The organism is Kordia sp. (assembly GCF_050633145.1).
Classification (GTDB): domain Bacteria; phylum Bacteroidota; class Bacteroidia; order Flavobacteriales; family Flavobacteriaceae; genus Kordia.
Map to the genome: position 1 here is coordinate 5,927 of NZ_JBOEFY010000007.1, position 26,009 is coordinate 31,935.

At 33.6% G+C, this 26,009-nt stretch carries 26 protein-coding genes; 16 read left to right on the forward strand and 10 right to left on the reverse strand.

All coding sequences use genetic code 11. The features are described 5' to 3' along the window. The 4 genes from ACRBBL_RS04895 to ACRBBL_RS04910 all read right to left on the reverse strand — a co-directional run. Positions 1-202: hypothetical protein (locus tag ACRBBL_RS04895; protein ID WP_431367904.1), on the reverse strand; the 202-nt coding region annotated here is incomplete at its 3' end. 158 nt (positions 203-360) lie between these two features. Beyond that, positions 361-936: a hypothetical protein gene (locus ACRBBL_RS04900; protein ID WP_431367905.1), complete on the reverse strand. Its 576-nt coding sequence runs from the start codon at positions 934-936 to the stop codon at positions 361-363. 198 nt (positions 937-1,134) lie between these two features. Beyond that, on the reverse strand, positions 1,135-2,316 hold the full coding sequence (locus tag ACRBBL_RS04905) for a pyridoxal phosphate-dependent aminotransferase (RefSeq protein WP_431367906.1): 1,182 nt from the start codon (positions 2,314-2,316) through the stop codon (positions 1,135-1,137). Positions 2,317-2,525: 209 nt separating this feature from the next. Further along, positions 2,526-3,572 carry a fatty acid desaturase gene (locus ACRBBL_RS04910; RefSeq protein ID WP_431367907.1) on the reverse strand — a complete coding sequence of 349 codons (1,047 nt, stop codon included), beginning with the start codon at positions 3,570-3,572 and terminating at the stop codon, positions 2,526-2,528. Between the two features lie 121 nt (positions 3,573-3,693). Between ACRBBL_RS04910 and rsmG the strand changes: the two genes are divergently transcribed. Beyond that, entirely contained in the window at positions 3,694-4,323 is a 630-nt protein-coding gene (gene rsmG / locus ACRBBL_RS04915) for a 16S rRNA (guanine(527)-N(7))-methyltransferase RsmG (protein WP_431367908.1), read from the forward strand. A 119-nt stretch (positions 4,324-4,442) separates the two neighbouring features. Here rsmG and ACRBBL_RS04920 read toward each other — a convergent pair whose 3' ends face one another. Together ACRBBL_RS04920 and ACRBBL_RS04925 are read right to left on the reverse strand one after the other, a co-directional pair. Then, positions 4,443-6,125: a DUF6029 family protein gene (locus ACRBBL_RS04920; protein ID WP_431367909.1), complete on the reverse strand. Its 1,683-nt coding sequence runs from the start codon at positions 6,123-6,125 to the stop codon at positions 4,443-4,445. A 44-nt stretch (positions 6,126-6,169) separates the two neighbouring features. Then, positions 6,170-6,604 carry a TlpA family protein disulfide reductase gene (locus tag ACRBBL_RS04925; protein WP_431367941.1) on the reverse strand — a complete coding sequence of 145 codons (435 nt, stop codon included), beginning with the start codon at positions 6,602-6,604 and terminating at the stop codon, positions 6,170-6,172. Positions 6,605-6,606: 2 nt separating this feature from the next. On the opposite strand from ACRBBL_RS04925, the gene ACRBBL_RS04930 reads away from it, so the two are divergent. Both ACRBBL_RS04930 and ACRBBL_RS04935 read left to right on the forward strand, forming a co-directional pair. Beyond that, the gene (locus ACRBBL_RS04930) at positions 6,607-7,866 is read left to right on the forward strand and encodes an Omp28-related outer membrane protein (RefSeq protein ID WP_431367910.1); all 1,260 of its coding nucleotides are present in this window, start codon (positions 6,607-6,609) and stop codon (positions 7,864-7,866) included. Positions 7,867-8,086: 220 nt separating this feature from the next. After that, positions 8,087-8,236 (forward strand): hypothetical protein, encoded by a 150-nt coding sequence (locus ACRBBL_RS04935; protein WP_431367911.1) that lies wholly within the window; start codon positions 8,087-8,089, stop codon positions 8,234-8,236. Positions 8,237-8,318: 82 nt separating this feature from the next. On the opposite strand, the gene ACRBBL_RS04940 is transcribed toward ACRBBL_RS04935, so the two are convergent. Further along, on the reverse strand, positions 8,319-10,727 hold the full coding sequence (locus ACRBBL_RS04940) for a T9SS type A sorting domain-containing protein (RefSeq protein ID WP_431367912.1): 2,409 nt from the start codon (positions 10,725-10,727) through the stop codon (positions 8,319-8,321). Positions 10,728-10,962: 235 nt separating this feature from the next. On the opposite strand from ACRBBL_RS04940, the gene ACRBBL_RS04945 reads away from it, so the two are divergent. Then, on the forward strand, positions 10,963-11,136 hold the full coding sequence (locus tag ACRBBL_RS04945) for a hypothetical protein (protein WP_431367913.1): 174 nt from the start codon (positions 10,963-10,965) through the stop codon (positions 11,134-11,136). 83 nt (positions 11,137-11,219) lie between these two features. On the opposite strand, the gene pruA is transcribed toward ACRBBL_RS04945, so the two are convergent. After that, positions 11,220-12,845: an L-glutamate gamma-semialdehyde dehydrogenase gene (gene pruA / locus ACRBBL_RS04950; protein WP_431367914.1), complete on the reverse strand. Its 1,626-nt coding sequence runs from the start codon at positions 12,843-12,845 to the stop codon at positions 11,220-11,222. 256 nt (positions 12,846-13,101) lie between these two features. Here pruA and ACRBBL_RS04955 point away from each other — a divergent pair, with 256 nt between their 5' ends. From ACRBBL_RS04955 to ACRBBL_RS04965, 3 genes are all read left to right on the forward strand, one after another. Next, the gene (locus ACRBBL_RS04955) at positions 13,102-13,830 is read left to right on the forward strand and encodes an NRDE family protein (protein ID WP_431367915.1); all 729 of its coding nucleotides are present in this window, start codon (positions 13,102-13,104) and stop codon (positions 13,828-13,830) included. Positions 13,831-13,974: 144 nt separating this feature from the next. Further along, on the forward strand, positions 13,975-14,646 hold the full coding sequence (locus tag ACRBBL_RS04960; protein ID WP_431367916.1) for a hypothetical protein: 672 nt from the start codon (positions 13,975-13,977) through the stop codon (positions 14,644-14,646). Positions 14,647-14,738: 92 nt separating this feature from the next. Continuing rightward, positions 14,739-15,701 (forward strand): hypothetical protein, encoded by a 963-nt coding sequence (locus ACRBBL_RS04965; protein ID WP_431367917.1) that lies wholly within the window; start codon positions 14,739-14,741, stop codon positions 15,699-15,701. Between the two features lie 201 nt (positions 15,702-15,902). Here ACRBBL_RS04965 and apaG read toward each other — a convergent pair whose 3' ends face one another. Next, positions 15,903-16,289 carry a Co2+/Mg2+ efflux protein ApaG gene (apaG, locus tag ACRBBL_RS04970; RefSeq protein ID WP_114902790.1) on the reverse strand — a complete coding sequence of 129 codons (387 nt, stop codon included), beginning with the start codon at positions 16,287-16,289 and terminating at the stop codon, positions 15,903-15,905. Positions 16,290-16,426: 137 nt separating this feature from the next. Beyond that, positions 16,427-17,686 (reverse strand): DUF5103 domain-containing protein, encoded by a 1,260-nt coding sequence (locus tag ACRBBL_RS04975; RefSeq protein ID WP_431367918.1) that lies wholly within the window; start codon positions 17,684-17,686, stop codon positions 16,427-16,429. A gap of 191 nt (positions 17,687-17,877) precedes the next feature. Here ACRBBL_RS04975 and ACRBBL_RS04980 point away from each other — a divergent pair, with 191 nt between their 5' ends. The 9 genes from ACRBBL_RS04980 to ACRBBL_RS05020 all read left to right on the forward strand — a co-directional run bounded on the left by ACRBBL_RS04980 (position 17,878) and on the right by ACRBBL_RS05020 (position 26,007). Beyond that, the gene (locus tag ACRBBL_RS04980; protein ID WP_431367919.1) at positions 17,878-19,227 is read left to right on the forward strand and encodes a Na(+)-translocating NADH-quinone reductase subunit A; all 1,350 of its coding nucleotides are present in this window, start codon (positions 17,878-17,880) and stop codon (positions 19,225-19,227) included. Between the two features lie 4 nt (positions 19,228-19,231). Continuing rightward, positions 19,232-20,521, forward strand: coding sequence for an NADH:ubiquinone reductase (Na(+)-transporting) subunit B (locus ACRBBL_RS04985; RefSeq protein ID WP_431367920.1), 1,290 nt, complete (start codon positions 19,232-19,234; stop codon positions 20,519-20,521). Between the two features lie 2 nt (positions 20,522-20,523). Next, a complete protein-coding gene (locus tag ACRBBL_RS04990) occupies positions 20,524-21,273 on the forward strand; it encodes a Na(+)-translocating NADH-quinone reductase subunit C (protein WP_431367921.1) in 750 nt (249 codons plus the stop codon). 3 nt (positions 21,274-21,276) lie between these two features. Continuing rightward, positions 21,277-21,915 carry an NADH:ubiquinone reductase (Na(+)-transporting) subunit D gene (locus ACRBBL_RS04995; RefSeq protein ID WP_431367922.1) on the forward strand — a complete coding sequence of 213 codons (639 nt, stop codon included), beginning with the start codon at positions 21,277-21,279 and terminating at the stop codon, positions 21,913-21,915. Positions 21,916-21,993: 78 nt separating this feature from the next. Beyond that, on the forward strand, positions 21,994-22,713 hold the full coding sequence (gene nqrE, locus ACRBBL_RS05000) for an NADH:ubiquinone reductase (Na(+)-transporting) subunit E (protein WP_431367923.1): 720 nt from the start codon (positions 21,994-21,996) through the stop codon (positions 22,711-22,713). Between the two features lies 1 nt (position 22,714). Then, complete coding sequence (gene nqrF / locus ACRBBL_RS05005) at positions 22,715-24,022, forward strand: NADH:ubiquinone reductase (Na(+)-transporting) subunit F (protein ID WP_431367924.1); 1,308 nt, start codon at positions 22,715-22,717, stop codon at positions 24,020-24,022. A gap of 230 nt (positions 24,023-24,252) precedes the next feature. Next, positions 24,253-24,615 carry a Na(+)-translocating NADH-quinone reductase subunit F gene (locus ACRBBL_RS05010; RefSeq protein ID WP_431367925.1) on the forward strand — a complete coding sequence of 121 codons (363 nt, stop codon included), beginning with the start codon at positions 24,253-24,255 and terminating at the stop codon, positions 24,613-24,615. 6 nt (positions 24,616-24,621) lie between these two features. Beyond that, positions 24,622-25,653: an FAD:protein FMN transferase gene (locus ACRBBL_RS05015; RefSeq protein ID WP_431367926.1), complete on the forward strand. Its 1,032-nt coding sequence runs from the start codon at positions 24,622-24,624 to the stop codon at positions 25,651-25,653. Between the two features lie 114 nt (positions 25,654-25,767). Further along, on the forward strand, positions 25,768-26,007 hold the full coding sequence (locus tag ACRBBL_RS05020) for a hypothetical protein (RefSeq protein ID WP_431367927.1): 240 nt from the start codon (positions 25,768-25,770) through the stop codon (positions 26,005-26,007). Positions 26,008-26,009 lie beyond the last annotated feature (2 nt).

A 26,009-nucleotide genomic window follows, 5' to 3' on the forward strand; every position in this document is an offset into this window, starting at 1 on the left:
CAATGTTTGCTTGTTCTCCATTAGCATGATAGAAAGTTTGACTGGAGTTTTTTAAATCATCATAGCATGGAATACCAACAAACCTTTGAATACTAAAAGGTGGTAGAGAAATGAATATTGTGTCTTTTGAATCTACCTTTGAATTACAAGATATTAGGTATAAGGTTAGAAGAAGTATTAAAGTTATTTTTTTGGAATCCATTTTCTTGTCTTGTAATTGTACCTAATAGTTTGTGTATGATTAGTTACGTCGTTTAAGCACTAAAGTTAGCAAATAAATCACAGATAGAAAGCCCGTGAGGGTTTTCGTAAGTAGGCGAGTACTAGTAATGAATTATACACGGTGTTGTAATCAGTTTTTTATTCGATTTCTGCTCTTAAATTTTCAATTTCAATATCCCAAAAACTTGATTCTATGTAATAATTCGGGTTCAATGCTTTAAAATCATTTTCTAATTCAGCTATATGTTTTTCCGTGAACATTGATTCAAAAAATCCATCTTCTCCAAATTCGTTGTTTATTTTTTCAATAAAACCTCTAAAAAGCAGAAGAGAAGAAGCTAATTCTGAAATATTTTTGTTCATGTTTTCCATAAATTCAAATCCTTGTTCGTGGTCAAGTACTACTAATTTGTCATCATCAGACGAATCAATGCAAATTAGGTTTCCACTGTTGTCAGAACCAAAAATCCAATAATCTTTAGTTTTATCATTTAAATCATCATAGTCATAATGGGCTTGAATTGTATTAAATTTCCAATCATAACTTTTTAATCCAAACCCTAAAAAAGGTGCTGCGTCTTCTGGAAATCCGATTTTTAAAAATTCTTTTGTTTTTTCATTCAGATTTGATTTTTCTACTTGGTCAATTGGAAATTCAACCCATCTTTCAGAGTCATTAGTCATCCAGTTTTTTTTAAATTCAGTAGGATTCATTTCGTTTGGTAAATTGGTTACAACATATGCATAACGGAAATTCCAGTTATTTCTACTATAATCAAACCTATTTTAAGAATTTAGTTATTTTTAAAACTACAATTTTCTTACTCAAAGTCAAAATCACCAAAAAAAATAATTAAACAAAAAAAGCTGTTTTCTTTTGAAAGCAGCTTTTCGTTATATATACTTTTAGTATTAGAGTACTTCTTTAATCTGTTGGATTGCTTTTCGTAATTCTTCTTCCGAAGCTGCATACGAAATACGAATACAATTTGGATTCCCAAATGCATCACCTGTTACAGTGGCAACTAATGCTTCATCTAATAAATACAAAGAAAAATCGGTAGCATTGTTGATTGTTTTTCCGCGTAAAGTTTTTCCGAAGAATGAAGAAATGTCTGGAAATACGTAAAACGCACCTTCTGGAACATTAATATTAAACCCTTCAATTTCTCCTAGCAATTCTAAGACAATATTTCGACGTTTTAAAAACTCATCGATCATATATTGAATTTTATCTTTACTAGCTTCTAAAGCGGCAATTGTAGCGCGTTGTGCAATACAATTAGCTCCGCTTGTTACTTGTCCTTGAATTTTGTTGCAAGCTCTTGCTATTTTTTCAGGAGCACCAATATATCCAATTCGCCAACCAGTCATTGCAAATGCTTTGGAAACTCCATTTACTGTAATTGTACGATCGTACATAGATGGAATTCGTGCAATGCTAAAATGTTCGCTTGTAAAGTTGATGTGTTCGTAAATTTCATCAGAAACTACATAAATATTTGGATGTTTCTCTAACACAGTAGCCAACGCTTTTAATTCTGCTTCACTATAAACAGAACCACTTGGGTTACATGGAGAACTGAACCAAATCATTTTTGTTTTTGGTGTAATAGCAGCTTCTAATTGCTCAGGTGTCATTTTAAAATCTGTTTCAATAGACGTTGCTACTTGTACAGGAACACCTTCTGCTAATTTTACAATATCACTATAACTTACCCAAAAAGGAGCAGGAAGAATAACTTCGTCACCTTCATTTAATAAAACCATAGCTACATTAGCTAAGGATTGCTTTGCACCAGTAGAAACTACAATTTGACTCGCAGTATACGTTAAGCTGTTATCGCGTTTAAATTTAGTAATAATTGCTTCTTTTAAATCAGCATAACCATCTACAGGAGTATAACTATTATAGTTATCGTTAATAGCTTGAATAGCTGCTTCTTTTATAAAGTCAGGTGTGTTAAAATCAGGTTCGCCTAAGCTTAGTCCGATAATGTTTTTCCCTTCATTTCTCAATTCTCTTGCTTTCGCTGCCATTGCTAACGTAGCAGAAGTGGACATGTTTAAAACTCTTTCAGATAATAATGACATTGTTGTGTGTTGTTATTTTGTTTTAAAAAACTGAATGCTGCGAAATTAGGTATTTTAAAATTTAAGAAGAAACAATGTAGCTACTAATTCCTTGGTTTTTAGGAATGCCTTTTAGTTTTTACTTAAACAGTATAAATTAAAGTATAGATTGTTACGGAAATAAAAAAAAGCCTGCGAAAAGCAGACTTTTTGTAAGTGATTCTATTTTTTTAATTAGAGAAACGCATTTTTTCTAACTTGTAGTATTCTCTAAAAGTAATCATGCGTTGTTGTTCTTCATCCCAAAGTTTTAAAAACATCATTTTTAAACCGTCTTTAAAAGATAAAGTAGTTACGTATTTTGATAAGATTTTATTTTCTGTGATACATCTTCTTAGATTGTAGTTTGGAATTCTACTGTTTAAATGATGAATATGGTGAATACCAATATGTCCTGTAAACCATTCCATTACTCTTGGTAATTTTAAATAGGTACTTCCTTTGATTGCTGATAATAAAAAGTCCCAATCTTTTTTCCATTTTTTATATGAAAACTCATGCTGATGTTGGACGTAAAAGAACCAAAAAGCAATAATTCCGAAGAAAAATAAGATGATAAATTGAACGGCAAAGAAATCTGCCCAACCTACGAAATAGCCTATAATTAAATATGGAATAACGATAATGATATTATCTTTTAATAATGACAAAGTAACTTTTTGCCATTTGTTAAATTGTAAGAACGGATATTTTGTTGTTACAATTAAGTAGTATACAGGTGCAATCACAAAAATTACGAGTGGACTTCTAAAGATTTTGTATCTGAATTTTCCCCACCAATTTTTTGAACGGAATTCTTCTACTGTCAGTGTTGGCAAATCACCAACTTGTCTGGTTTCTAATTGCCCATTATGTGTGTGGTGAAACGTATGTGTTTCTGACCAATATTTAAATGGTAAAAAACTAAATACACTGCAAGCATATCCAATAACATCACTTGCTTTCTTCGATTTGATAAAGGAACCATGTCCGCAATCGTGCTGAATGATAAAAATTCGCACCAAAAAGAAAGCATTTAAAATTCCTAATAAAATGGTGAGTGTAAGTGAATATTCGAGTGTAAAATACATTAATGTCCAAACGGCAATAAAAGGTAAAAAAGAAGATGCCATTTGACCTATAGCTTTTTTAGTACTTTTTTTCTTGTATTTTGATATAATTGATCTCCAGTTTTTAAGAGCCTCTTTGATTTCTTTATCAATATTTTGTTGCGTCATGGAGGGAACTATTTTAATCTTTAGAATGAATTTAAATTACTGTCGCAATATATTGCAAATATCGTAATTTGAAAACAATAAATTTACATAATCGTAAATAAAGAGTAGTTTTGCCTCAGATATGAAAATTATACAAAAATACTTTACAGGTTTAACGGAGGTTCAAATAGAGCAATTTGAACAGTTAGAAGCTTTATATAAAGAATGGAATTCACAAATTAATGTGATATCACGCAAGGATATTGATGAATTGTATGTGCGCCACGTATTGCACGCGTTAGCAATTGCAAAAGTACAATCGTTTGAAGATGGTTCACGTATTCTTGATGTGGGTACAGGTGGCGGTTTCCCTGGAATTCCGTTAGCAATATTATTTCCCGAAGTTGAATTCGTGCTGGTAGACGCTATTGGAAAGAAGATAAAGGTTGTGGAAGCTGTTGCAGAAGCTATTGGGTTAACCAATGTAAAAGCACATCATATTCGTGCAGAGAAAGTAAAAGGTCTATTTGATTTTATTGTAAGTAGAGCAGTGACAAATATGCCCGATTTTGTAAAATGGGTTCGTAAAAAAGTAGCTAAAAAACAACGACACGAATTAAAGAACGGAATTTTGTATTTAAAAGGTGGCGATTTGACAGAGGAATTGAAAGATTTTCCAAAAGCCAGTTTGTATGCTATTCCTGATTATTTTGAAGAAGATTTCTTTGAAACAAAAAAAGTAGTACATCTTCCTTTAAAATATAAACCTTAAAAAAGTAAAATCCCCTAAGTTTTCACACTTAAGGGATTTTTTGTAGTTAGTTGGTTGGTTTGGTTATTGAGAGTTCTTTACATCTAAATAATTAGAATGTATCTTTTTTGTGCTATTGATTAAAATGCGGTTGTAATGTTAAAAGTAACACCAGTACTTTGTGGTACAAATCGGCAAACACCTCCAACACATACCAATCCACCACGTTGTCTTCCATAGTTTACAGCAAAACGCGTAGCGCCTCTTGCATAACTACCTCCAACATTGTAATAGTGAATTTGTTCATCTTCGTCATCGTTTCCATAATTGTAGATATCATTAAGATAGAATGATAATCTTGGCGTTACGTTAAATTCTAGTGTAGCTCCAGCCCAATTTTTGTTGTCGTCTGGCGTCCATAAATGTTGCAATTCAGCACGAACTGATCTTTTAGAATTAATTCTATAAGTTGTTTCTACTACTGCAATATTAGAATTTACTTCACCACGCTGATCCGTGATAAAACGTTGGTTGTAATATTGGTTTACATAGTAAAATATACTTTGCCACTTGCGATTCCATTTTTTACGAACTTCTAAACTATACTCAGAGAAATATTTTTGACCAAAACCAAAATATTCTACTTCAGCTTCACGATCAGTAAAATTAAATTCTCCTTTTAATCCAGCCCAATATGCAGCGTTTACCGCAATTTTTGTTCCGTACTTTCCTCCAATTGGAGTTCCTTTTTTGAAGTTATAGAAAATATCAATCTGTCCTCCAATTTCACCATACTTTAATAAAGATGGATCTGGAACTGAAATAGCAGGTTGTGCTTGATACACGTATATGTTTGTTAATAAGTAATCGTGCTGTTTTGTTAATCCTGGTAAGTAATTCATGATATTTTCATTGAATACATTTCCAGAAGCTTCTCTTTCAGAAAAGAAATTCATGTTTTCCAATCTTCTAAAAGTAGCATCGATTCCTAATCCTTTTTGAGAATATCCTAAGTTAACTAAAAGTGCACTTCCAGGTTCAGAAAAGTTTTCAATAAATCGTTGTGAGTTTACAATTGCATCTTCACTTTTAGTGATATATTCTACTCCAGAATAAAATGAGTTTCCTGAATAATCAAGTCGTGCAGAAAAGGCATTCGTCATTTCGTCAAAACCAGTATTTTGAAATTCTTGAGGAATGTCTTCTTTTCGGCCAACATAGCTAAATCCAGCAGATAGTGATGAACTTTGTAATTTGAATAAGTTTGTAAGATCAATTTCAGAATTGAATCCAAAAATTTCACCTTCCGATACTTCAAACCCATCACGTTGTCTTGCGTACATTCCTGTAAATGATAATGAGTTTGATGGTTCGTATTTAACACGTCCACCTCTAAAAGAGTTGTTGATACCTAAAGGTCTGTTTTCCCATCCACGTAAGATAAGTCCGCTTCCAAATTGCTCATAAAAATAACCTGCAGTTATTTCTAGTTTTCTAGTTTTATACATTGCATAATATTGTGCAATGCCTGAATCATCTAATTTCGGCGAATAGTTTAGTAAAGGCATTGGTGCATATGATTCTACTTGAATACCTGCAAACCAATTTCCGTAATTATAATCTAATTTTAAATAATTATTAGATCGTACGTGTTCGTCTTCGGCGAATTTTCCAAGAGCTGTGTCATCATTATACCATTGTACAATGGATTCAAATCCTCCAGTTAATGTTCCCCAGTCTTTCTTTTCTTCTTCATCACCTTGATCTTGAGCAAAAGTAAAAGTACAAGCCAATGCTAAAGAAAGGTATAGTAATTTTTTCATGTAATATATAATTAGTTTAGTGTTTGGTTGGTCAGTTTGTTTCTTTACTTCGCGTTTTTCTTAACTACATCGTAAAGCTCATCTTCTGCTCCAGGAAAGTATCCTGTGTGACGGTATACAATTTTTCCATCTTTAATTACAATTACATGTGGAATTGTAGTAATGTTTAAAGAACGTTGCAACTCTTGATTTTCATCTAAGAGAATCTTGTATTCCCAACCTTTACCATTAATTAACGGCTTAATTCTTTTTTTAGTTCTAGCATCATCAGTAGCAATGGCAATCAACTCAACATTAGTTTCGTCTTTCCAATCGTCATATACTTCACTAATAGCATCTAACTCATTAATACATGGTACGCACCAAGTTGCCCAAAAACTAATGACCTTCACACCTTTTTCTTTGGTGATATCATTCATGTTTAATGAGCTACCATCTAAATTTTTTACTGTAATGCTTGGTTGTCGTATTCGCTTTATTCATGTATTCATGTAGTAGTGACTCAGACAATGACACAGGAGAGCCTAGCCCAGGTGGTGGAGGATCAGGAATTACTTCTATTACTGTAACGGCTAGTAGTAATTCAATTGAATTAGGAGGATCAGTTACTTTTACTGTAACTGCAAATGATGGTTCAAACGTAACAACAAGTTCTACTATCTTAGTAAACAATAGTACAATTCAAGGTGTAGAGTATACGCCAACTGCTACTGGATCTTACCAGATTACAGCAAAGAATGGAAGTCTTACTAGTGGAGCTATTAGTGTAGAAGTTACACCGCCAGTTATTACTGCTTTAAGAGTAGAAAGTACTGAAACAAGTATCAAAATAGGAGATACAGCTGATTTTACTGTTATCGGAACTGATGCAGGTGGTAACGAATATACAATTACTGATAGTGCAACACTTACAGTAAATGGAAACGCAATTACTGGAAGCAGATTTATGACACTTACAACAGATGACTTAGTAGTTACTGCTGATAAAGATGGTATTACTTCTGATGTATTTAACTTACCTGTAACTGATGAAACTGCACCAGGAACATTCCAAAGAACAGTTAGTCTTATTGACGCAACTGGTGGATGGTGTGGATGGTGTACTAGAGTATCTTACGGAATTGAGTTAGTTGAAGCTGCAACAGACAAAGCATTTATTGTTGCTGCTCACACAGGAGATCCTATGCAAAACTCATTTAGTACTGCTTTAATTGCTCAAGTAAACCCAGGAGGAAGCTACCCAACAGCTGTACTTAATGGTACTACTGAATGGACGTACCCAGAGCCAAGTAATGTTGCTCAAGTAACTAACTTAGCTACAGGAACTACATCTAGAGGGTTATCTGTTAACTCAATGGTAGTTGGAAACAACTTACAAGTATATGTTAGTGCTGCATTTGCACAAGCAATGCCAAACGCTAAATTAGCTGTGTATGTTCTTGAAAGCGGAATCGTTTCTTCTCAAGCAAACTATACTAGTTATTATGGAGGTGTTGATCCAATTACTGATTTCGTACACAATCATACATTAAGGCATTCTCTTACTGCTGTACTTGGAGATGCTATTCCAGCTGGAAACTCTGGAGCAGGACAAAAGTATACACAAACATATGATATTGCTATTCCAAGTAGTATCGCTGATAGAAGTAAGATATCTGTAGTTGCAATGATTATTGATAATACTTTCGATATTGTATCTTCTAACGGAGGTCACACAGGAGAAGACAAAGATTTTGAGTAATAGAGATTAATTATAATTAGCTAGAATTCTAATTCTTTATATAAAAGCAGCCTAATAGGCTGCTTTTTTTTATGCTTCAATTTGTCTTTTTTTTTGTATTCTGTTAAAAAAAGTAGATAGTATTTATTGAGTTGATATGTAGTTAATTATGGTAAAACCGTAGCGAAAAGAAAGTATGATTAATTACATTTAGTGTCATAAACCATAAAACTTTACTACTATGAAAAAAAGAAGTTTCAAAAATTTGAGTTTAAACAGAAAGACAGTTTCTAGCTTTAAAGTAGAACAGTTAAAAGGAGGAGCACTTAGTGATTTATGGCATCAAGATGAAGATGGATATTATGTATGTTGCTCATTTTTTGTTTGCTAAAAAAATCTAAAATTCTTTAATTTTAGTCAATAATAACCATACTTAAAGAACGGAAAAGCCAGCTTTACGCTGGCTTTTCTGCTTATTTAATAATGACCTTTTTAATTTCTTTTATTCCTTCGTATTGTAAGTGTAATAGATACATACCACCTTGAAGTGAAATAGGTATTTCTAATGTTGATTCTATAGAAGTTTCTTTTGTCTCAAAGATTTTTCTCCCTGAAATATCATACATAGAAATAGCTAGTTTATCAATAGGTTTTTTTATGAGTAACTTCAGTATGTTTTTAATAGGATTTTCGGCTAATTGGATATAGTTGTTTTGTATTTCAGATTGAATGTTTAAAGTTGGAGAAACAATTTCATTCCAAGCAAATTGTGCATTTGGATCCGTTAAAACAACATGACCTTCATTTGTTGTAGGCATATACCATGCGTCAAAAGGCGATTCGTTTACTGTAGCTCCATTATTTGGATTTGGTATAGCATACCAATCATTCTGATTTTTTAATGCCATAGCGCTTATCGTAGGAATGAAATTGAAGTAATCTGTTTGTAAATTCATAAAGAAAGCATCTATCGTAGGATCTCCACCAGTAAAACTTCCAGATAAAGCGCCTAAGTCAAACAATCCGCCCATAGCGGCATCAATACCATGAGAATATGTTTGTGAGCGAGAATCTGCAGCAGCATTAATATCACAAAAACATAAAAAAGGTGCGTCAATCCATATATTGCTTACTTCGTCATTTACGTTTGCTTCGTGTGTGTACCATACTTTTAAATAAGCATCAGTAAGAAGTGCTACATTTTCTATAAAAGCATCTAACACTTGTCTTCCTGGTAATACATTACCGCCGTTTTTGTCTTGATAAGGTATTCCATTTCCACTTCCGTTTATGATTGATATCTTGCGAAGATTTTCAGGGAAACCAGAAGTTGTTAAGTTGTTCATTCTATCAAAAAATAATACATTAAAAGGATGTGCGGTGGGTAATACTATATTAGTATCAAACTCTGCAATTTGACCACTTTGTAAATGAGCTTCCATGTGATCTGTTAACATTTGTCTAGCTGCAGGCGACTTTAACATGCCATCTACAATAGGTCGTAACGATTCTACACTAAAATCTCCAACCCAAACGTCCAATCCGTAAGCAAGATAATTGAATAAATGTTGAAACCCAATCGGAACATTTGCACCTAAATGCGGAGAATCAAACGAAATCCATAAGCGAGTATCATGATTCTGAGAAGCTTCATTTTCCATATAATTTAAAGCGTACCTTGAAATCAATCCGCCCATACTTGGACCAATAATTACATTTTGTTCATTGCCTACTTTTTGACTGTTTATGGTATTGATGAGTTCTACTAAAATCATTGCATTGCGCTCTATATAATCAGCTCCACCATCAACCAAAGTACTTCCAGCGGGATAATCACTTTCATCAATAATCATATCTCCATTTGTGTCTGTAACTGTACTAACAAGTTGTAATGTATTATCGGAGAGTCTTAAATACTGCGGCAGGTTTAAAACAATAATGTCAAAGTCTTCTTCGGCTCTAATTCTGTCAGCTAAATTTTGAGTAGCTCCGTTTGTGTCCGTGTAGGTAAGTAAATCATAAATGTCGCTAATGCCTCTTGTATCAGAAGGATCAAAACCATCAATAACAATAATAGGTTTTGTTATATCGGTATTACCAGCGCCTAAAAAGACTTCATATTCTCCCATGCCAGCAAAACTTGTAGCGCCACTGTAAATAGATAAATCGGGACTTATGGTAGCTGTAATAGCTTGAGAGTTTTCTGTTTGTGTGTTTTTGTGAATAATTAGTTGTGAAGTGCTAATTCTCTGTTCGCCAGAAGTTAAATGCACTTTAAAAGTGATATTTTTTTTACCTGCGGATGTGTAATTTATTAATGTTGAGGTATCAAAGTTGACGAGAGTGAAACCATTACCATTATCAAAATCGATGAAGATTTGAGAAATATTCGTTTCCGCATCAGTATTAAATAAAGAACGATCAATATAAAAAGTAGTTTGCAATCCGTGTTTATGAACGCTCAAAGGTGCAATGATGAGTTCATCCTTCTTTATAAAAATACTTTCAGAAGCATCTTGGCGAACTTTGTATATAGTGTCTTCTAGTATGATGTCATTATTTGTAATTGCTTCTGGATTGATGATTTCGTATTCAGCATACAGACCTCCAATTTTTATTGTTTCATTATACGAAGTGATGCGCATGTTGTTTTCTATAGAAAGAGAGGGTGTTGTTTTACCAGCATGTGATAATTCTTTTGACGCTTGCAATAAACTGTGCATGCTATTGTAATCAGCATGATTTTTTAATACTGAAAAAGGAGCTGTTTCTGTAACTAGTGTTTCGGTTTGTTTAGGGATGGAGTTTAATTCAACATAATTGTCATTTGACTGCGCAAATACAAGTAATGGAAAAATAAAAAAAAGTAGTTTTATCTTCATAAAAGGGGTTTTTAAGAATGAATCAACACAGCAAAATACCATTTATTTTCAATACGAGCAAAATGTTGTAGAAATGTAAAATTGATATGTGTGCTTTGAAAACTATAAAAAACCTTTCTAAGAATAATAGTATTTTGAGAGTGTATTTGTTTGATCTTTAATTTCTTATGGTGAAACCGTAATGAATACTGTAAGTGAGTTTGTAATTTTAGTTCATTAACCAAAATTATAAGTCATGAAAAAAAGAAATTTAAAAAAAGTTAGCTTAAACAAAAAAGTAGTTTCTAGCTTTAAAGTAGGATCTGTTAAAGGAGGAGCAATTTCCGATCAGTGTAGTGAAATTTATTATGAAGATGAAAATGGAAATGGCATTTGTTGCACTTTTATAGGGCCAGGTTGTAATCACTAAGCAAAGAACAATAAATTAAAGAATAGAAAAGCCAGTGTAAGTATGTACACTGGCTTTTTTGTATGTATAATTTAGGAATTTTATTATCCTAAAAATGGATATCTGTAATCTACTGGAGTTACAAATGTCTCTTTAATTAATCGTGGAGAAACCCAACGTAACAAGTTTTGTGCAGAACCAGCTTTGTCATTCGTTCCAGAAGCTCTTGCTCCACCAAATGGTTGTTGTCCTACAACAGCTCCAGTTGGTTTGTCGTTTACGTAGAAGTTTCCAGCACAGTTTTCTAATGCTTTTGTAGCTTCGTCAATAGCGTAACGATCTCCAGAGAAAACAGCACCTGTTAAAGCGTATTCAGAAGTTGCGTCAACTAATTTTAAAGTTTCTGACCAATCTGCATCTTCATAAACATATACAGTTACTACAGGTCCGAATAATTCAGTTTCCATAGTTGTATATTTAGGATCTTTTGCAACAATAACTGTTGGCTCAATAAAGTATCCTTTCGATTTGTCATAGTTTCCACCTGCAAACACTTCAGCATCAGCATCGGCTTTTGCCTGATCAATATATGAAGCTAACTTGTCAAATGAACCTTCGTGAATTACTGCTGTAATAAAGTTTCCTAAATCAGCAGGAGAACCCATTTTAAAAGAAGCGATATCTTCTTTTACATAGTTTAATACTTCGTCAGCGATAGACTTTGGTAAATAAACTCTAGAAGCAGCACTACACTTTTGACCTTGGAATTCAAATGCACCACGAGAAATTCCTGTAGCAACTTGCTTAGGATTAGCACTTGGATGCGCAACGATGAAATCTTTTCCACCAGTTTCACCTACAATTTTTGGATAGGTTTTGTATGTATGAATGTTGTTTCCGATTTTCTTCCAAAGCTCTTTAAATACATATGTAGAACCTGTAAAGTGAACTCCAGCAAAATCTGGACTTTCTAAAACAGTATCAGTAATCATTACTGGGTCACCATATACAACATTAATAACGCCATCTGGTACACCAGCTTCTTTAAAGATATCTACAATTACTTTTGCAGAGAAAATTTGACTATCACTTGGCTTCCAAACAACTGTATTCCCCATCATAGCAGCACTAGCAGGTAAGTTTGCTGCAATTGCTGTAAAGTTAAAAGGAGTAATTGCATATACAAATCCTTCTAAAGGTCTGTATTCAACACGATTCCAAATTCCTTCTGCTGAATCTGGTTGCTCCTCATAAATTTGAGACATAAACTCTACGTTAAAACGTAAAAAGTCAATCAACTCACAAGCTGCGTCAATTTCTGCTTGGTGTACAGTTTTTGACTGCGCAATCATCGTTGAAGCATTAATCTTTGCTCTGTATGGTCCAGCGATTAACTCAGCAGCCTTTAAAAAGATTGCTGCACGTTGTTCCCATGTCAGTTGAGCCCATTTTTTTCTAGCTTCCAAAGCAGTTTCAATAGCTTGTGTTACATGCTTTTTTTCTGCCAAATGGTATGTTCCTACTACATGTTTGTGATCATGTGGAGGTGACATCGTATTGGTGTTTCCTGTTTTTACTTCTTCACTTCCAATATACATTGGCACATCTACACTTCCGTTAAAATATGCTTCATATTGAGCAGTAACAGCAGCTCTTTCAGGAGTTCCAGGTGCATACGATTTTACTGGCTCATTGATGGCTGTCGGAACTTGAAAAAATCCTTTTCCCATAGGTGTTATATTTAATAATGTTTTGATTTGATTTTTAATTCAGAATGCTGTGTTAGAAAATCTATTACAGCATCTGAATTTAAGCTGCAAAGATACAAAAAAAAAGCACCTTAGCGCCGAAAACAAATTTAGATCATTTTTAATATTTTACAGCTTTTTCCGAATTGTCTTTTGTAAAATAATACGGTGCATAATTTGGGTTCTTGTTTAATGAAAATTTTGTAAGTTGTTCGTTGAAAAACAATAAAAAACTACCATGTGTACAGTTAGTTTTATGTGTAAAGGGAATGATACGTTTGTGCTTACTTCAAGTCGTGACGAATCGCCAATGCGAGAAACAAAGAAGCCAGAGATATATACTATTTCTAATACGCGATTGGTGTTTCCAAAAGATAGTATTGGCGGCGGCACTTGGATTGGCATGAGCAATCAAAAACGTGTAGTTTGTTTGTTAAATGGAGGTTTTAAAATGCATAGACGTTTGTCAAAGTATCGACATAGCCGCGGAATTGTTGTAAATGACTTTTTAATTACAGAAGATATTAAAGAAACAATCGCAAGTTACAACCTTCATTTAATAGAACCTTTTACAGTAATTATTGTAGACTGGAATGATTCTTTACAGGTATTTGAATTTGTTTGGGATGGCACACAAAAACATTTTCAATCATTACCATTGCATACACCACATATTTGGTCGTCTTCTATGTTGTATACAGAAAAGGTGCATGGATTGCGTTTAGATTGGTTTGAAGAATTTCAACAAAAGGAAGATTTGAAAGCAGATTCGTTACTTACATTTCATAAAACAGCTGGTATTGGCGATCCAATTGTAGATGTGATGATGGACAGACTTGTCGTAAAAACTATCAGTATCACGCAAATTGAAAAAACAGCAGATACACTTACGATGCATTATCACGATTTAATAAAAGGTGAAGAAAGTGACATTATATTCAATCCAGTAGAAACTTCACATAAATAACTTAGAAATTACACTTGTTTTTACTTAGTTGGATGATTTCTGTAAATAATAATTCAAACTATTTTAGGTATTTTTACATGTAATAAAAAGTAGTATTCGACTTGAATAAATAAGTAAAATACTATATTTACCTAAAGAAGTAGTATGAGTGAAACAAATTTGATGCATACAGAAAAAAGCAAAATAACTGATATTGAGAAGAGTAGGTTGGATGTTTTGTTGAAAGAATATGAGGTAACAAATAGCAAAATTGAAAAATTTGTAGGGAACCAATTTTTGTACACGCAAGGAGGTTTGGTTTTAACTGGCGGATATATTCTTTTCTTAGTTCAAACAAATCTTGTTGTCGAAACTGCAACTAGCGGCAATGGAGCTAATGTGTATCTTCAATTCTTACCATTCATCGTGTTAATAATACTTAGTGGAATACTATATCAATACCAGCGTACAATTGTTTTGCACGGATATAAACAATACTTAGAATTTGCTATCAATAAAATAGTAGGGAAAAATTTAATCTCTTACGGTCATATAGGAGTGAAACGTATGCTCCAAAAAAATCGTATTGCAATGATGAATACTAGCTTTTATGTACTTGTGTATATTGCGGCTTGTATATTTTCGCATGTGAATCTTGGAGAGAGCGGAAGTGGTTGGTGGCTTGTTTCGCATATTTTGGTATTTGTCGGGTTTTTAGTGTTGGCTTGGTTTGGCCTCATTGGGCGTACATGGAAACCTAATCTTGCAAGACGTGCAACGGAAATAAGAGACTTGGCGATAGAGAAACACAATTCTAAGGAAATGTTGCACAATTAATTGGGCTAACCTTTTATATTATTGCTAAAAGTACAAGTCATTAAAACTTCTACTTATGAATAATGTGTATTTTTGTGAAAATCACAAATGAGATGCAAGAATTCTTTCTGTCAAAAATTAAAGGAGCATTACCTGAAAATAGATCGTTGATTGATGCTGTAGCTGAGGTTTTAGACATTAGTTATGACGCTGCGCACAGGCGAACAAGTTTGAAAAGTAAGTTGTCACTTGAAGAAGCTATCAAATTATCGCGTCACTTTAATATGTCTATAGATCAATTGTATGAAATTGGACTGCAAAATGTAGTTGCAGTTGAAAAAACACAAATCATTTCTACGCAGGAAGACATGGAAGCTTACTTTAATGCTTCGCATGAAAATTTGAAGCTGATTTTAGCAATGGAAGGTTCGGAAATTATTTATTCTGCGAAAGACTTGCCTATTTTTTACACTTCTTCAGACAATGTATTGTCGCGTTTTAAAATGTATGTTTGGTTGGAATTGTTGAGTGATGATCAAAACGTAATCCCTTTTGAAAATTTTGCGCCTTCAGTTTCTTTGGTTACTGCTGCTTCCCGTTTGGGGGAATTGTATGCAAATTTGAAAGTAACTGAAATTTGGGATATCACTACGATTAATAGTACGTTAAAGCAAATTCATTTCTATTACAAATCAATGTTGTTAACCGAAACAATGGCGTTGCAATTATGTGATGATTTACGAGAATTGGTAGAAGCTATTGAGTTTAAAGTAGCAAATGATGAGCAATACCGATTGTTTTATAATGAATTGCTATTGATGAATAATACAGTTTTAGTAAAAACGCCGATCATAAAAACATTGTTTGTTCCATATACGATTCTTTCCTATTACAAAACCAGTGAAACAGAAACGCTTGTGCAAGTTGATAAACATTTGGAACGACAAATGCGAAATTCTAAACTGTTGTCTTCCGCAGGAAAAAAGGAACAACGTATGTTTTTTAATAAAATGTATAAAAAAATTGATGCATTACGGTATTTGATTGAAGCAGAAAATGTGTTGGATTTTGAGTGAAATTAGACGCGCTTCGCTTTTGGACTTGCTGTGCAATTAGATTTTTAGACGCGCTTTTGCTTTTGGGTCGTTTCGCATGATTTTTCTGAATGAAATAAGGAAAAAATGTATCGAGAAACACTACGAATTTTAAATGTAAAAAGTGTTTTTTTCTAATACCTAATACCTAATACCTAATACCTAATACCTAATACCCAGAACCTAGTTCAACGCAAACGGCGCACTTAGCTTAAAAGTAGGAATAAAAACTCTGAACTTTTTTGTAGTAGTAAAGTTCACCATATTATAGTGTCCGCGCATGGCTCCAATTGGTGATGCGAGTAAACAGCCAGATTGATATGTGTGCGATTCTCCTGGTTTTAAAACAGGTTTTTTTCCAATAACACCTTCGCCATCTACAATTTCAACACTATTCAATGCGTCAAAAATCTGCCAATGTCTAGAAGTTAATTGAACTGAATCTTTGCTCTGGTTTTCAATTGTAATTTGATAGCCGAAAGCAAAATGCATCTTGTAGTTTTTGAAGAAAGTACCTTCAAAACTAGTCTCTACGGAAATTTTTATGCCTCTAGTTACCTGTTGAATCATCTGTTATGTTTAATGTGTTTAAGATGTTTGAAATGAAAACATTCAGTAATCACAATACAATCAAAAATACGAATTTTATATATAAGATCTTAAAAGACGTTAAAATTTTAACGATTTTTAAAGAAAAATTGATTCTTTTAGTTTTTAATCACGCTTGAATTTACTGTGCCAATTCCAATAATTCGGTCGTATGTTTCTCCAAATTTTCTAAAATATACAATGATTAAATAGTCGTTTTCTGTTTCAAAATTAGAACCGCTAATTTTCACAGAATCTACTTCTCCCTTTTCATTTACAACAACATATCTGTAATTATAGAAACCTTGTTTCATTAAAACAGTAGCTTCGTATAAATCAGTTTCTTCATTATAAAACAGTTGGTAATCTTTATTAATTGCATAATTATTAAAACGACCTTGTACATATACCTTGCTGCCAGTTAAATCCATATAATTGGCAAGTGAAAAATGAATCATGGCGTAATCTGCTTCAATAGAAGGATCGGTTCCTTGAATGGTATTTACAAGATAATCTCCGTTAACATCAGGGTTAAATGTGTATGGCTCTAAAGCACGTGTTGAATTGGTGTGCAAATAATTATGGTACACATCTTTTAGTTCAATGCTAGCAATACTAACATTTCCGCCACGAATCTCTTTATTATCAAAATTTAAATATTCATTTCCACCAGGAAAACTAGTTTCTGTATTATAGCGATATACAAATCGTGTTCCTAAAGTATACTGAGGTTTAATATTGGTAATTGCAGTTTTCCATTGATAATTCTGTAAAATAGCTACTTTCAATTCTCGTTCAGGATTTCGAAGTCGTGTATTTGCGGCATTAATTTCAAATTGAATCAATTGATTTTGTTGAATCGTATTCAAATCACGTGTTCTGTGAACAGCAGCACCAACTCCTACAGAATTTTGATACACAATAAATTTTCGAGAAAACATCAGTTCGTCTTCATCATTATAAATTGAAAGCATGTAGTTTCCTGTAAGTAGCAAGGTTGTAAAGCGATTTGGAACTGACAATCGGTAGTTTGAATACAACTGTAAAGTGTTAAACGAATTTTCATAATTTATAATACGTTGATTATCCATACCTCGCATATATTGGGCTCTTGCAAGATTTGAAGGTGTCCAATCATAATTGCAATGCACTATTTTGTAATAATAATCTGCTTCATCTCCAATAATATCGTCAAAAGTAACTTTCAAAGGTTCGCCTAATTTTAATACAGGAAATTGATCGCCATCATTTGTGCCTGATAGTTCAATGCTTTTAATAAAATAAGGAGGTTCAACTTCTTCTAGTGGCTTTACTTGTGCATGCGAGTAAAAACTTACCAATGCTAAAAGTATAGAGATGTAGAAATTGCGAGTTGTCATTCGTTTAGATTTTTAACAAATATACGCAAAATGCGTGCCCAAATGTAGGACTTGTCTTTGTGCAAAGAAAACATAGTTGCAAATGCTTAATTTAGAATCGATATAAATAAATTTTATAGTTCTCTATTGGCTTTTAGATAAGTGTATAAATGTTTAAATTTGCGGGATTTTTAGATAAAAATTCCATAACTATGTCAAAAGACATTCGCATAAAAAAAGGCTTAGATATTAAGCTTATAGGCGAGGCAGAAAAAACTACAGTTGCTGCTAAAGCAAGTAGTATTTATACTGTAAAGCCAGAAGATTTTCACAGTATCATTCCTAAAATGTTAGTGAAAGTTGGTCACAAAGTTAAAGCCGGTCAGGCACTATTCCATTCTAAATTAGACGAAACATTACTTTTTCCTTCTCCAGTAAGCGGAGAGATTTCAGAGATTGTTCGTGGAGCAAAGCGTAAAATTTTAGCAATTAAGATTTCAGCAGATGCAACACAAGCACATCAAGATAATGGGAAAAAAGATGCAGCAAAAATGTCTGGTGAAGAGGTTAAGACACACTTGCTAGCTGCAGGATGTTGGCCATTCATCAAACAACGTCCGTATGATGTTATTGCTGATCCTGCAAAGTCGCCAAAAGCGATTTTCGTTTCAGGTCACGATAGCTCGCCGTTAGCTGCAGATTTAGAATATGTGTTAACTGGAAAAGAAGCTGAGTTAACTGCAGCTTTAACTGCTTTAACAAAACTTACAGAAGGAAGTGTTCATGTGGTTACAAAAAAAGGTGGAAATTCTCCATTGGCAAATGTAGCAGGAACAACTTCTCATACAGTTTCAGGACCACATCCAGCAGGAAATGTTGGAACACACATTAACAAAATTGATCCTGTAAACAAAGGAGAGTCTGTTTGGACTGTAGCCGCAAAAGATTTAGTAATTATTGGTGAATTGTTACTTACGGGTACATTCAATGCTACTAGAACAATTGCAATTACGGGTTCTCAAATCACAAAACCTCAATATGTAACAGCAATTGCTGGAGCTAGCATTAAAGACCTTGTAGCTGATAATATCAACTTAGACAATACGAGAGTAATTAGTGGAAATGTTCTTTCAGGAAAGCAAGAAAGTGAAGATGGTTCGTTAGGATACTACGACAATCAAATTACTGCGATTCCAGAAGGTGACGATTATGAGTTTTTCGGATGGAACAAGCCAATCTTTAACAAAGTAAGTGTATCAAGAGCGTTTACATTCTCATGGTTAAAACCAAATAAGAAATACGATCTAAACACAAATACTAATGGAGAACACAGAGCATTCGTAACTACGGGAACGTATGAAGAAGTATTTCCATTAGATATATATCCAATGCAAACACTAAAAGCATGTATGTATTCAGATTTAGATGAAATGGAAGCTTTAGGAATGTACGAAGTAGCTCCTGAAGATTTTGCATTGACAGAATTTGTATGTGTTTCAAAGCAACCGCATCAAAAGATAATTAGAGAAGGTTTAGATTTAATGCTTAAAGAAATAGGATAGTGCTATGAGCTTAAAAAATAAATTACACAATATAAAGGAGAAGTATAAAGGAACAAAAATGGCGCCTGCATTCAATGCATTGCACACATTTTTATACTTGCCTAACGAGACTACGCATAACGGAACGCACATTAAAGCGGCAGACGATTTAAAGCGTACAATGAATACGGTGATTATGGCGTTGGTTCCATGTTTGATCTTCGGAATTTTTAATGCAGGATACCAACATTACTTAGCATTAGGAGAAATTGAAGCATCTACCGGATTTTTAGGAGGTACATTTTGGACATTCGATAACTTAATTCATGGTGCTTGGAAAATATTACCATTAGTAATTGTTTCGTATGGTGTTGGTTTGGCTGTAGAATTTTTATTCGCAGTTATCAAAGGACACGAAGTAGAAGAAGGATACTTAGTAACAGGAATGTTAGTTCCATTAATTGTTCCAGTTGATATTCCATTATGGATGTTATCTGTAGCAGTAATTTTCGGTGTTGTTATCGGAAAAGAAGTTTTTGGAGGAACAGGAATGAACATCTTAAATCCAGCATTAACAATTAGAGCCTTTTTATTCTTTGCATATCCAACTTGGATGACAGGAGATAAAGTATGGGTTAGTGAAGCTGTTGAAAGAGATGGATTAATTGCAGCAGGACAAAATGTAGATGCTATTTCTGGAGAAACAATCTTAGGGTTTTATGCAAAAGCAGGACAAGAATTAACGATTGCCGGCACAAATGGCGGATCGGATATTGTAACCACGTATGGAGAAAGAGCCGCAGATTTATACTCATATTCAGATATGTTCTGGGGATTAATTCCAGGATCTGTTGGAGAAACGTCTAAGTTCTTAATCATCTTTGGCGCATTATTCTTAATCTTTACGAAAATTGGAAGTTGGAGAATCATGTTAAGTACTGTAATTGGTGCTTTAGCAATGGGATTAATTTTCAACGGAGTTGTAAGTGCAGAAATGATTGGAGAGTCAAGTAAGTTTTACGGATTGATGAATATTCCATTCTGGCAACACTTATTCATAGGGAGTATATTGTTTGGTGCTGTATATATGGCAACCGATCCTGTAACTGCCGCGCAAACAAATAAAGGAAAATGGATTTACGGTTTCTTAATTGGTTTCATATCAATTATGATTCGTGTATTCAATCCAGCATATCCAGAAGGTGTGTTCTTAGCAATACTGTTAATGAACGTATTTGCACCAACAATTGATCACTATGTGGTTCAAGGAAATGTCAAGAAAAGAAAGAAACGTCTAAAAGTAAAAACAGCTTAACGATGGAAAAAAGAACAGATAAAAATTCATATACCGTCATATTCGCTATCGGAATGGTATTGGTAGTTGGTGCGTTACTAGCGTTTTTAGCATCCGCATTAAAACCAATGATTACTGAAAATCAGCGTTTAGAGAAGCAACAAAACATTTTGTATGCGATGGGTGTTAACAATAATGAAGGAACAAGTGCAACTTTTGTATCTACAAAGGACGCTCCTAAATTATTTGCACAATTTATAACGAAGCAACTTGTTATTGAAAATGGACAAGTAAAGCAAGATACAACTGCCTATCTAATTGATGTTAAAAAAGAACAAAAGAAAGCAAAAGACGGAAAGGCAAGAAGACTACCTTTATTTGTTGGAGAAAAGGATGGTAAAACATTTTACATTGCTCCAATTAGAGGAAAAGGACTTTGGGATGCAATTTGGGGCTATGTAGCTTTAGATGAAAACATGGTTGTACAAGGTGCTTACTTTGATCACAAAGGTGAAACGCCAGGTTTAGGAGCAAACATCAAGCAACGTTTCTTTATGGATGATTTTATTGGAGAAAATTTACTTGATAAAAATGGTGATTTTAAAGGAATTACTGTTGCTAAAGGAAATGCAGATCCAAAGAATAACGACAAATTGGATAATGAAGTAGATGCTATTGCAGGAGCTACAATTACAGGTGATGGAGTTACAGCTATGATCAAAAAAGATTTAAAACTGTACTTACCATATTTCAAAAACTTAAAAAACAAATAAGTCATGGGAAAAGATAGTAAACTAATATTAGACCCATTAGCAGACAATAACCCAATTACAATTCAGGTATTAGGTATTTGTTCAGCTTTGGCAATTACTGCAGAACTAGAAGCTTCTATTGTAATGTCTATATCCGTATTATTTGTATTAGGAATAGGAAACGTAGTAATTTCATTAATGCGTAACATCATACCTTCAAAAATTAGAATTATTGTACAGCTTATTGTTGTTGCAACATTGGTAATTATTGTTGATTTAGTACTAAAAGCCTTTGCGTATGAATTAAGTAAAACGCTTTCGGTATTCGTTGGATTAATTATTACAAACTGTATCATTATGGGACGTTTTGAAGCATTTGCTTTAGGGAATGGACCATGGAGATCATTCTTAGATGGAATAGGAAACTCATTAGGATATGCAATTATCTTAATCATTGTAGGGTTCTTTAGAGAATTACTTGGTTCAGGAACTTTATTAGGACACCCTGTATTAGGAAATCCAATTCCTGGTGAATTGTCAGGATTATACGCTTTAGGATATGAAAACAACGGTTTCATGCTGTTATCACCAATGGCATTAATTGTGGTAGGAATCATTATTTGGGTACAACGTTCAAGAAATAAAGCTTTAATAGAAGACTAAATTAGTTGTTGGTTTGTCGTTGTTGGTTGTTCGAAAAGAAACCAGCAACAAATAACAAACAACTAAAAACGAAAAAATATGGAACATATAGAATTATTTTTCAAATCAATATTTATAGACAACATGGTATTTGCTACGTTCTTAGGAATGTGTTCATACCTAGCTGTATCTAAAAAGGTAACGACAGCTGTTGGACTTGGAGCCGCAGTTATTTTCGTACTTGCTATTACAGTACCTTTAAACTGGTTATTAGATCAATACATATTACAACCTGGCGCTTTATCTTGGTTAGGAGAAGGATATGAAGAGTACGATTTAAGTTTCTTATCATTTATCATGTTTATTGCAACCATTGCAACCATGGTACAATTGGTAGAAATTATTGTAGAGAAGTTTTCTCCATCACTATATAATTCACTAGGTATCTTTTTACCATTAATTGCGGTAAACTGTGCAATCTTAGGAGGATCATTATTCATGCAATCTAGAGAAATTGAAAGCTTAGGATTGGCAACTACGTATGGAGTTGGTTCTGGAATCGGATGGTTCTTAGCAATCTTAGCAATTGCTGCTATTCGTGAAAAAATTAGATATTCTGCTGTGCCTGCACCATTAAGAGGTTTAGGAATTACATTTATCATTACTGGATTAATGGCAATTGGGTTTATGAGTTTTGGTGGAATGTTAACTGGTGGTGAAGAAGAATCAAAAGATAAAAAAGCAGCAGCTCAGATAGAAACTGTACAAGACAACAGTACTGCAAAAGAAATCGCTAACAATACAAAAGTAATTGAGTAATATGATATTAGTACCAACTACAACAGGAACAATAGTAGCAACAGTTGCAGCCTTTTTACTAATCACATTAGTATTGGTTTCGCTATTGCTATATGTAAAGCAAAAATTATCACCGTCTGGTCCAGTAAAAATTACGATCAATGGTGAGCGTGAAATTGAAGTAGCATCAGGAAGTACACTTTTATCTACTTTAGGAAGTGAAAAAATATTCTTACCATCTGCTTGTGGAGGTGGTGGAACATGTATACAATGTGAATGCCACGTATTAGAAGGTGGAGGAGAAGCACTACCGACAGAGGTTCCTCACTTTACACGAAAAGAATTAAAACACGGAGCGCGTTTGGCTTGCCAAGTAAAGGTTAAGCAAAACATGAACATTACAATTCCAGAAGAAATCTTTGGAATTAAAAAATGGGAAGCTGTTGTTGTTCGTAACTACAACGTTGCATCATTTATTAAGGAATTCGTAGTTGAAATTCCTGAAGATATGGGATACAAAGCAGGAGGATATATTCAAATTGAAATTCCTCAGTGCGAGATAAAATATAGTGATATGGATATCACTGCGCATCCAGAAGAGCATGAAACTCCAGACAAGTTCCAAAAAGAATGGGATAAATTTGGTCTATGGCCTTTAGTGATGAAAAATACAGAAACGGTAGAACGTGCATACTCTATGGCCTCTTTCCCTGCGGAAGGACGCGAAATTATGTTAAATGTTCGTATTGCAACACCGCCATGGGATAGAGCTAAAAATGCTTGGATGGATGTAAATCCAGGTGTAGCATCGTCATATATATTTGCACAAAAGCCAGGAGATAAAGTAACAATTTCAGGACCTTACGGTGAATTCTTCATCAATGAGTCAGAATCTGAAATGTTATATGTTGGAGGAGGAGCTGGTATGGCACCGATGCGTTCGCATTTATATCACTTATTCAAAACTTTAAAGACTGGACGTACAGTTACGTATTGGTATGGAGGACGTTCTAAGCGTGAATTATTCTATCTAGAACATTTCTATGAACTAGAAAGAGAATTCCCTAACTTTAAATTTTACTTAGCATTATCTGAACCATTAGAAGAAGATAATTGGAAAGTGAAAAAAGATATTAATGATGAAGGAGATGGATTTGTAGGATTCGTTCACAACTGTGTAATCGATAACTATTTAAATCATCACGAATCGCCAGAAGATATCGAATTATACTTCTGTGGACCACCATTAATGAACCAAGCAGTTCAAAAAATGGGAGAAGATTTCGGTATTCCAGATGAACACATTCGATTTGATGATTTTGGAGGATAAAAATCATTTTATAATATATAAAAGAGGATCGCTTAATAGCGATCCTTTTTTGTATGAATAGAATAAAATTGATAGCACTATATCGTATTAAATTCCACTATCTTTGCAAAATTGTACGTTAATCGATGAAAAGTGCTTTTTATCGATTGATTATTTAAAACAACTAAAAAGTAAGCACAGCTGTTTGGAAACCAATAATTTCACAGTTGTTAAGACGAAACCATAAAACTATGGAAAAGCTAACAAAACAAGAATTGCATAACCTAGCAATGAACATCGTTGGAAAAGAGCTAGAAGGAAAAGGATATGAATTTTTGGCAGTAAATAGCAAGCTTCAAAAGCATCCCCAATTTGTGTGTATTGATAAAAACAATAACAAAAAATTTGTGCTTGTCAAAGCTGTTGCCTATCCTGAAGATCCAAAAGAATACGATCCAATTTGGATGGAAACTTTCAAACAGCATGTAGAAAAGTTTGAAGCAGAACTCTACTTTGCAGGTGTAGGACTAGGAAATGCAGAAAACCCATTAGAAGAAGTGATGAAAAATCAGCCATACATACTCGATTATGATGGTCTAATACAAATAAAATAACGAAAAATGAAAGCAGTTACATTACCCCTATACATATGTATAGCTTTTTTAGTTACATCTTGTGTTGAAAAACCCAAAGATGTTATTATGCGTGCCAATACAGGCTATGCATTAGGAACAACCTACTCAATTCAATACGAAATTAAAAATGCTCAAGACGATTACAAAGATGATATTGAAAATGTATTTCACGTTGTCAATAAATCAATGTCTGCATACATTCCAACTTCTGATATATCTAGAATCAATAGAGGAGAAAAGGATGTAGTAATTGACAGCTATTTTCGTGCTGTGTATGAGTTTTCGAGAGAAGTATATGAAAAAACAGATGGCTTTTTTGACCCAAGTGTCGGTGCGTTAGTAAATGCATGGGGATTTGGTCCTGAAAAACCAATCAACAATCTAACAAAAGTGCAGGTAGACAGTATTATGGCGTTTACAGGTTTTGACAAGGTTAGAATTTCTGATGAAGGAAAGGTCTTTAAGGATAATCCATCATTAACATTTGACTTTAATTCATTAGGAAAAGGATATGCAATTGATCTCATTGGTAAAATGTTTGATGAAAAAGGAATCAAAAACTATATTATTGAAGTTGGTGGTGAAATCTTAACGAAAGGAAAGAATACTAAAAAAGTGAAAAGATGGACAGTTGCAATTGATAGTCCAGTGCAAGAATCTGAAGAACGTCAATATATTGAATATATCACACTTGAAAACAAAGCAATGGCAACTTCTGGAAACTACAGAAAATATAGAGTCGATCCAGAAACAGGCGATCATTATGTGCACATCTTAAATGCTAAAACAGGATATCCAATGAAAAACAATGTATTAAGTGTATCTGTAGTGGCTGATAACTGTATGAAAGCTGATGCGTATGCAACCGCATTTATGGTGATGCCATATGAAAAAACTAAAAAACTCTTAAGTGAATTGAAAGATGTAGATGCATACGTTGTTAGTAAAGATCAATACGGAAACATTCAAAAATATACTACGAAAGGTTTCCAAGATTTAATCATAACTGAGTTTTAGTTCAGTTTTTAAAATGTTAAGTAAGGTTTTAAAGTAGTCTTAGTGTGGTTTTATAAGGTGTAAATACAATGTAATCATTTAATTTTAAGGTGTTAACCACAAAATTAAATTACCATGAAAAAAAAGAATTTCAAACACAACGGATTGAATTTAAACAAAAATGTAATTTCTAGCCTTGGATTAGAAGATGTAAAAGGAGGAAGAACGTTATCTTGCTTTGCAGATGCTGATACAAATTGCGGAACTCCAGGGTCACTTGGATGCCCAACGGTAGGATGTCCTCCAGGATCTATAAACTGTCCAACAAACGGATGTCCACCAAGTATTTCTTGTCAGCCAGTAGGAATCTGCTAAGA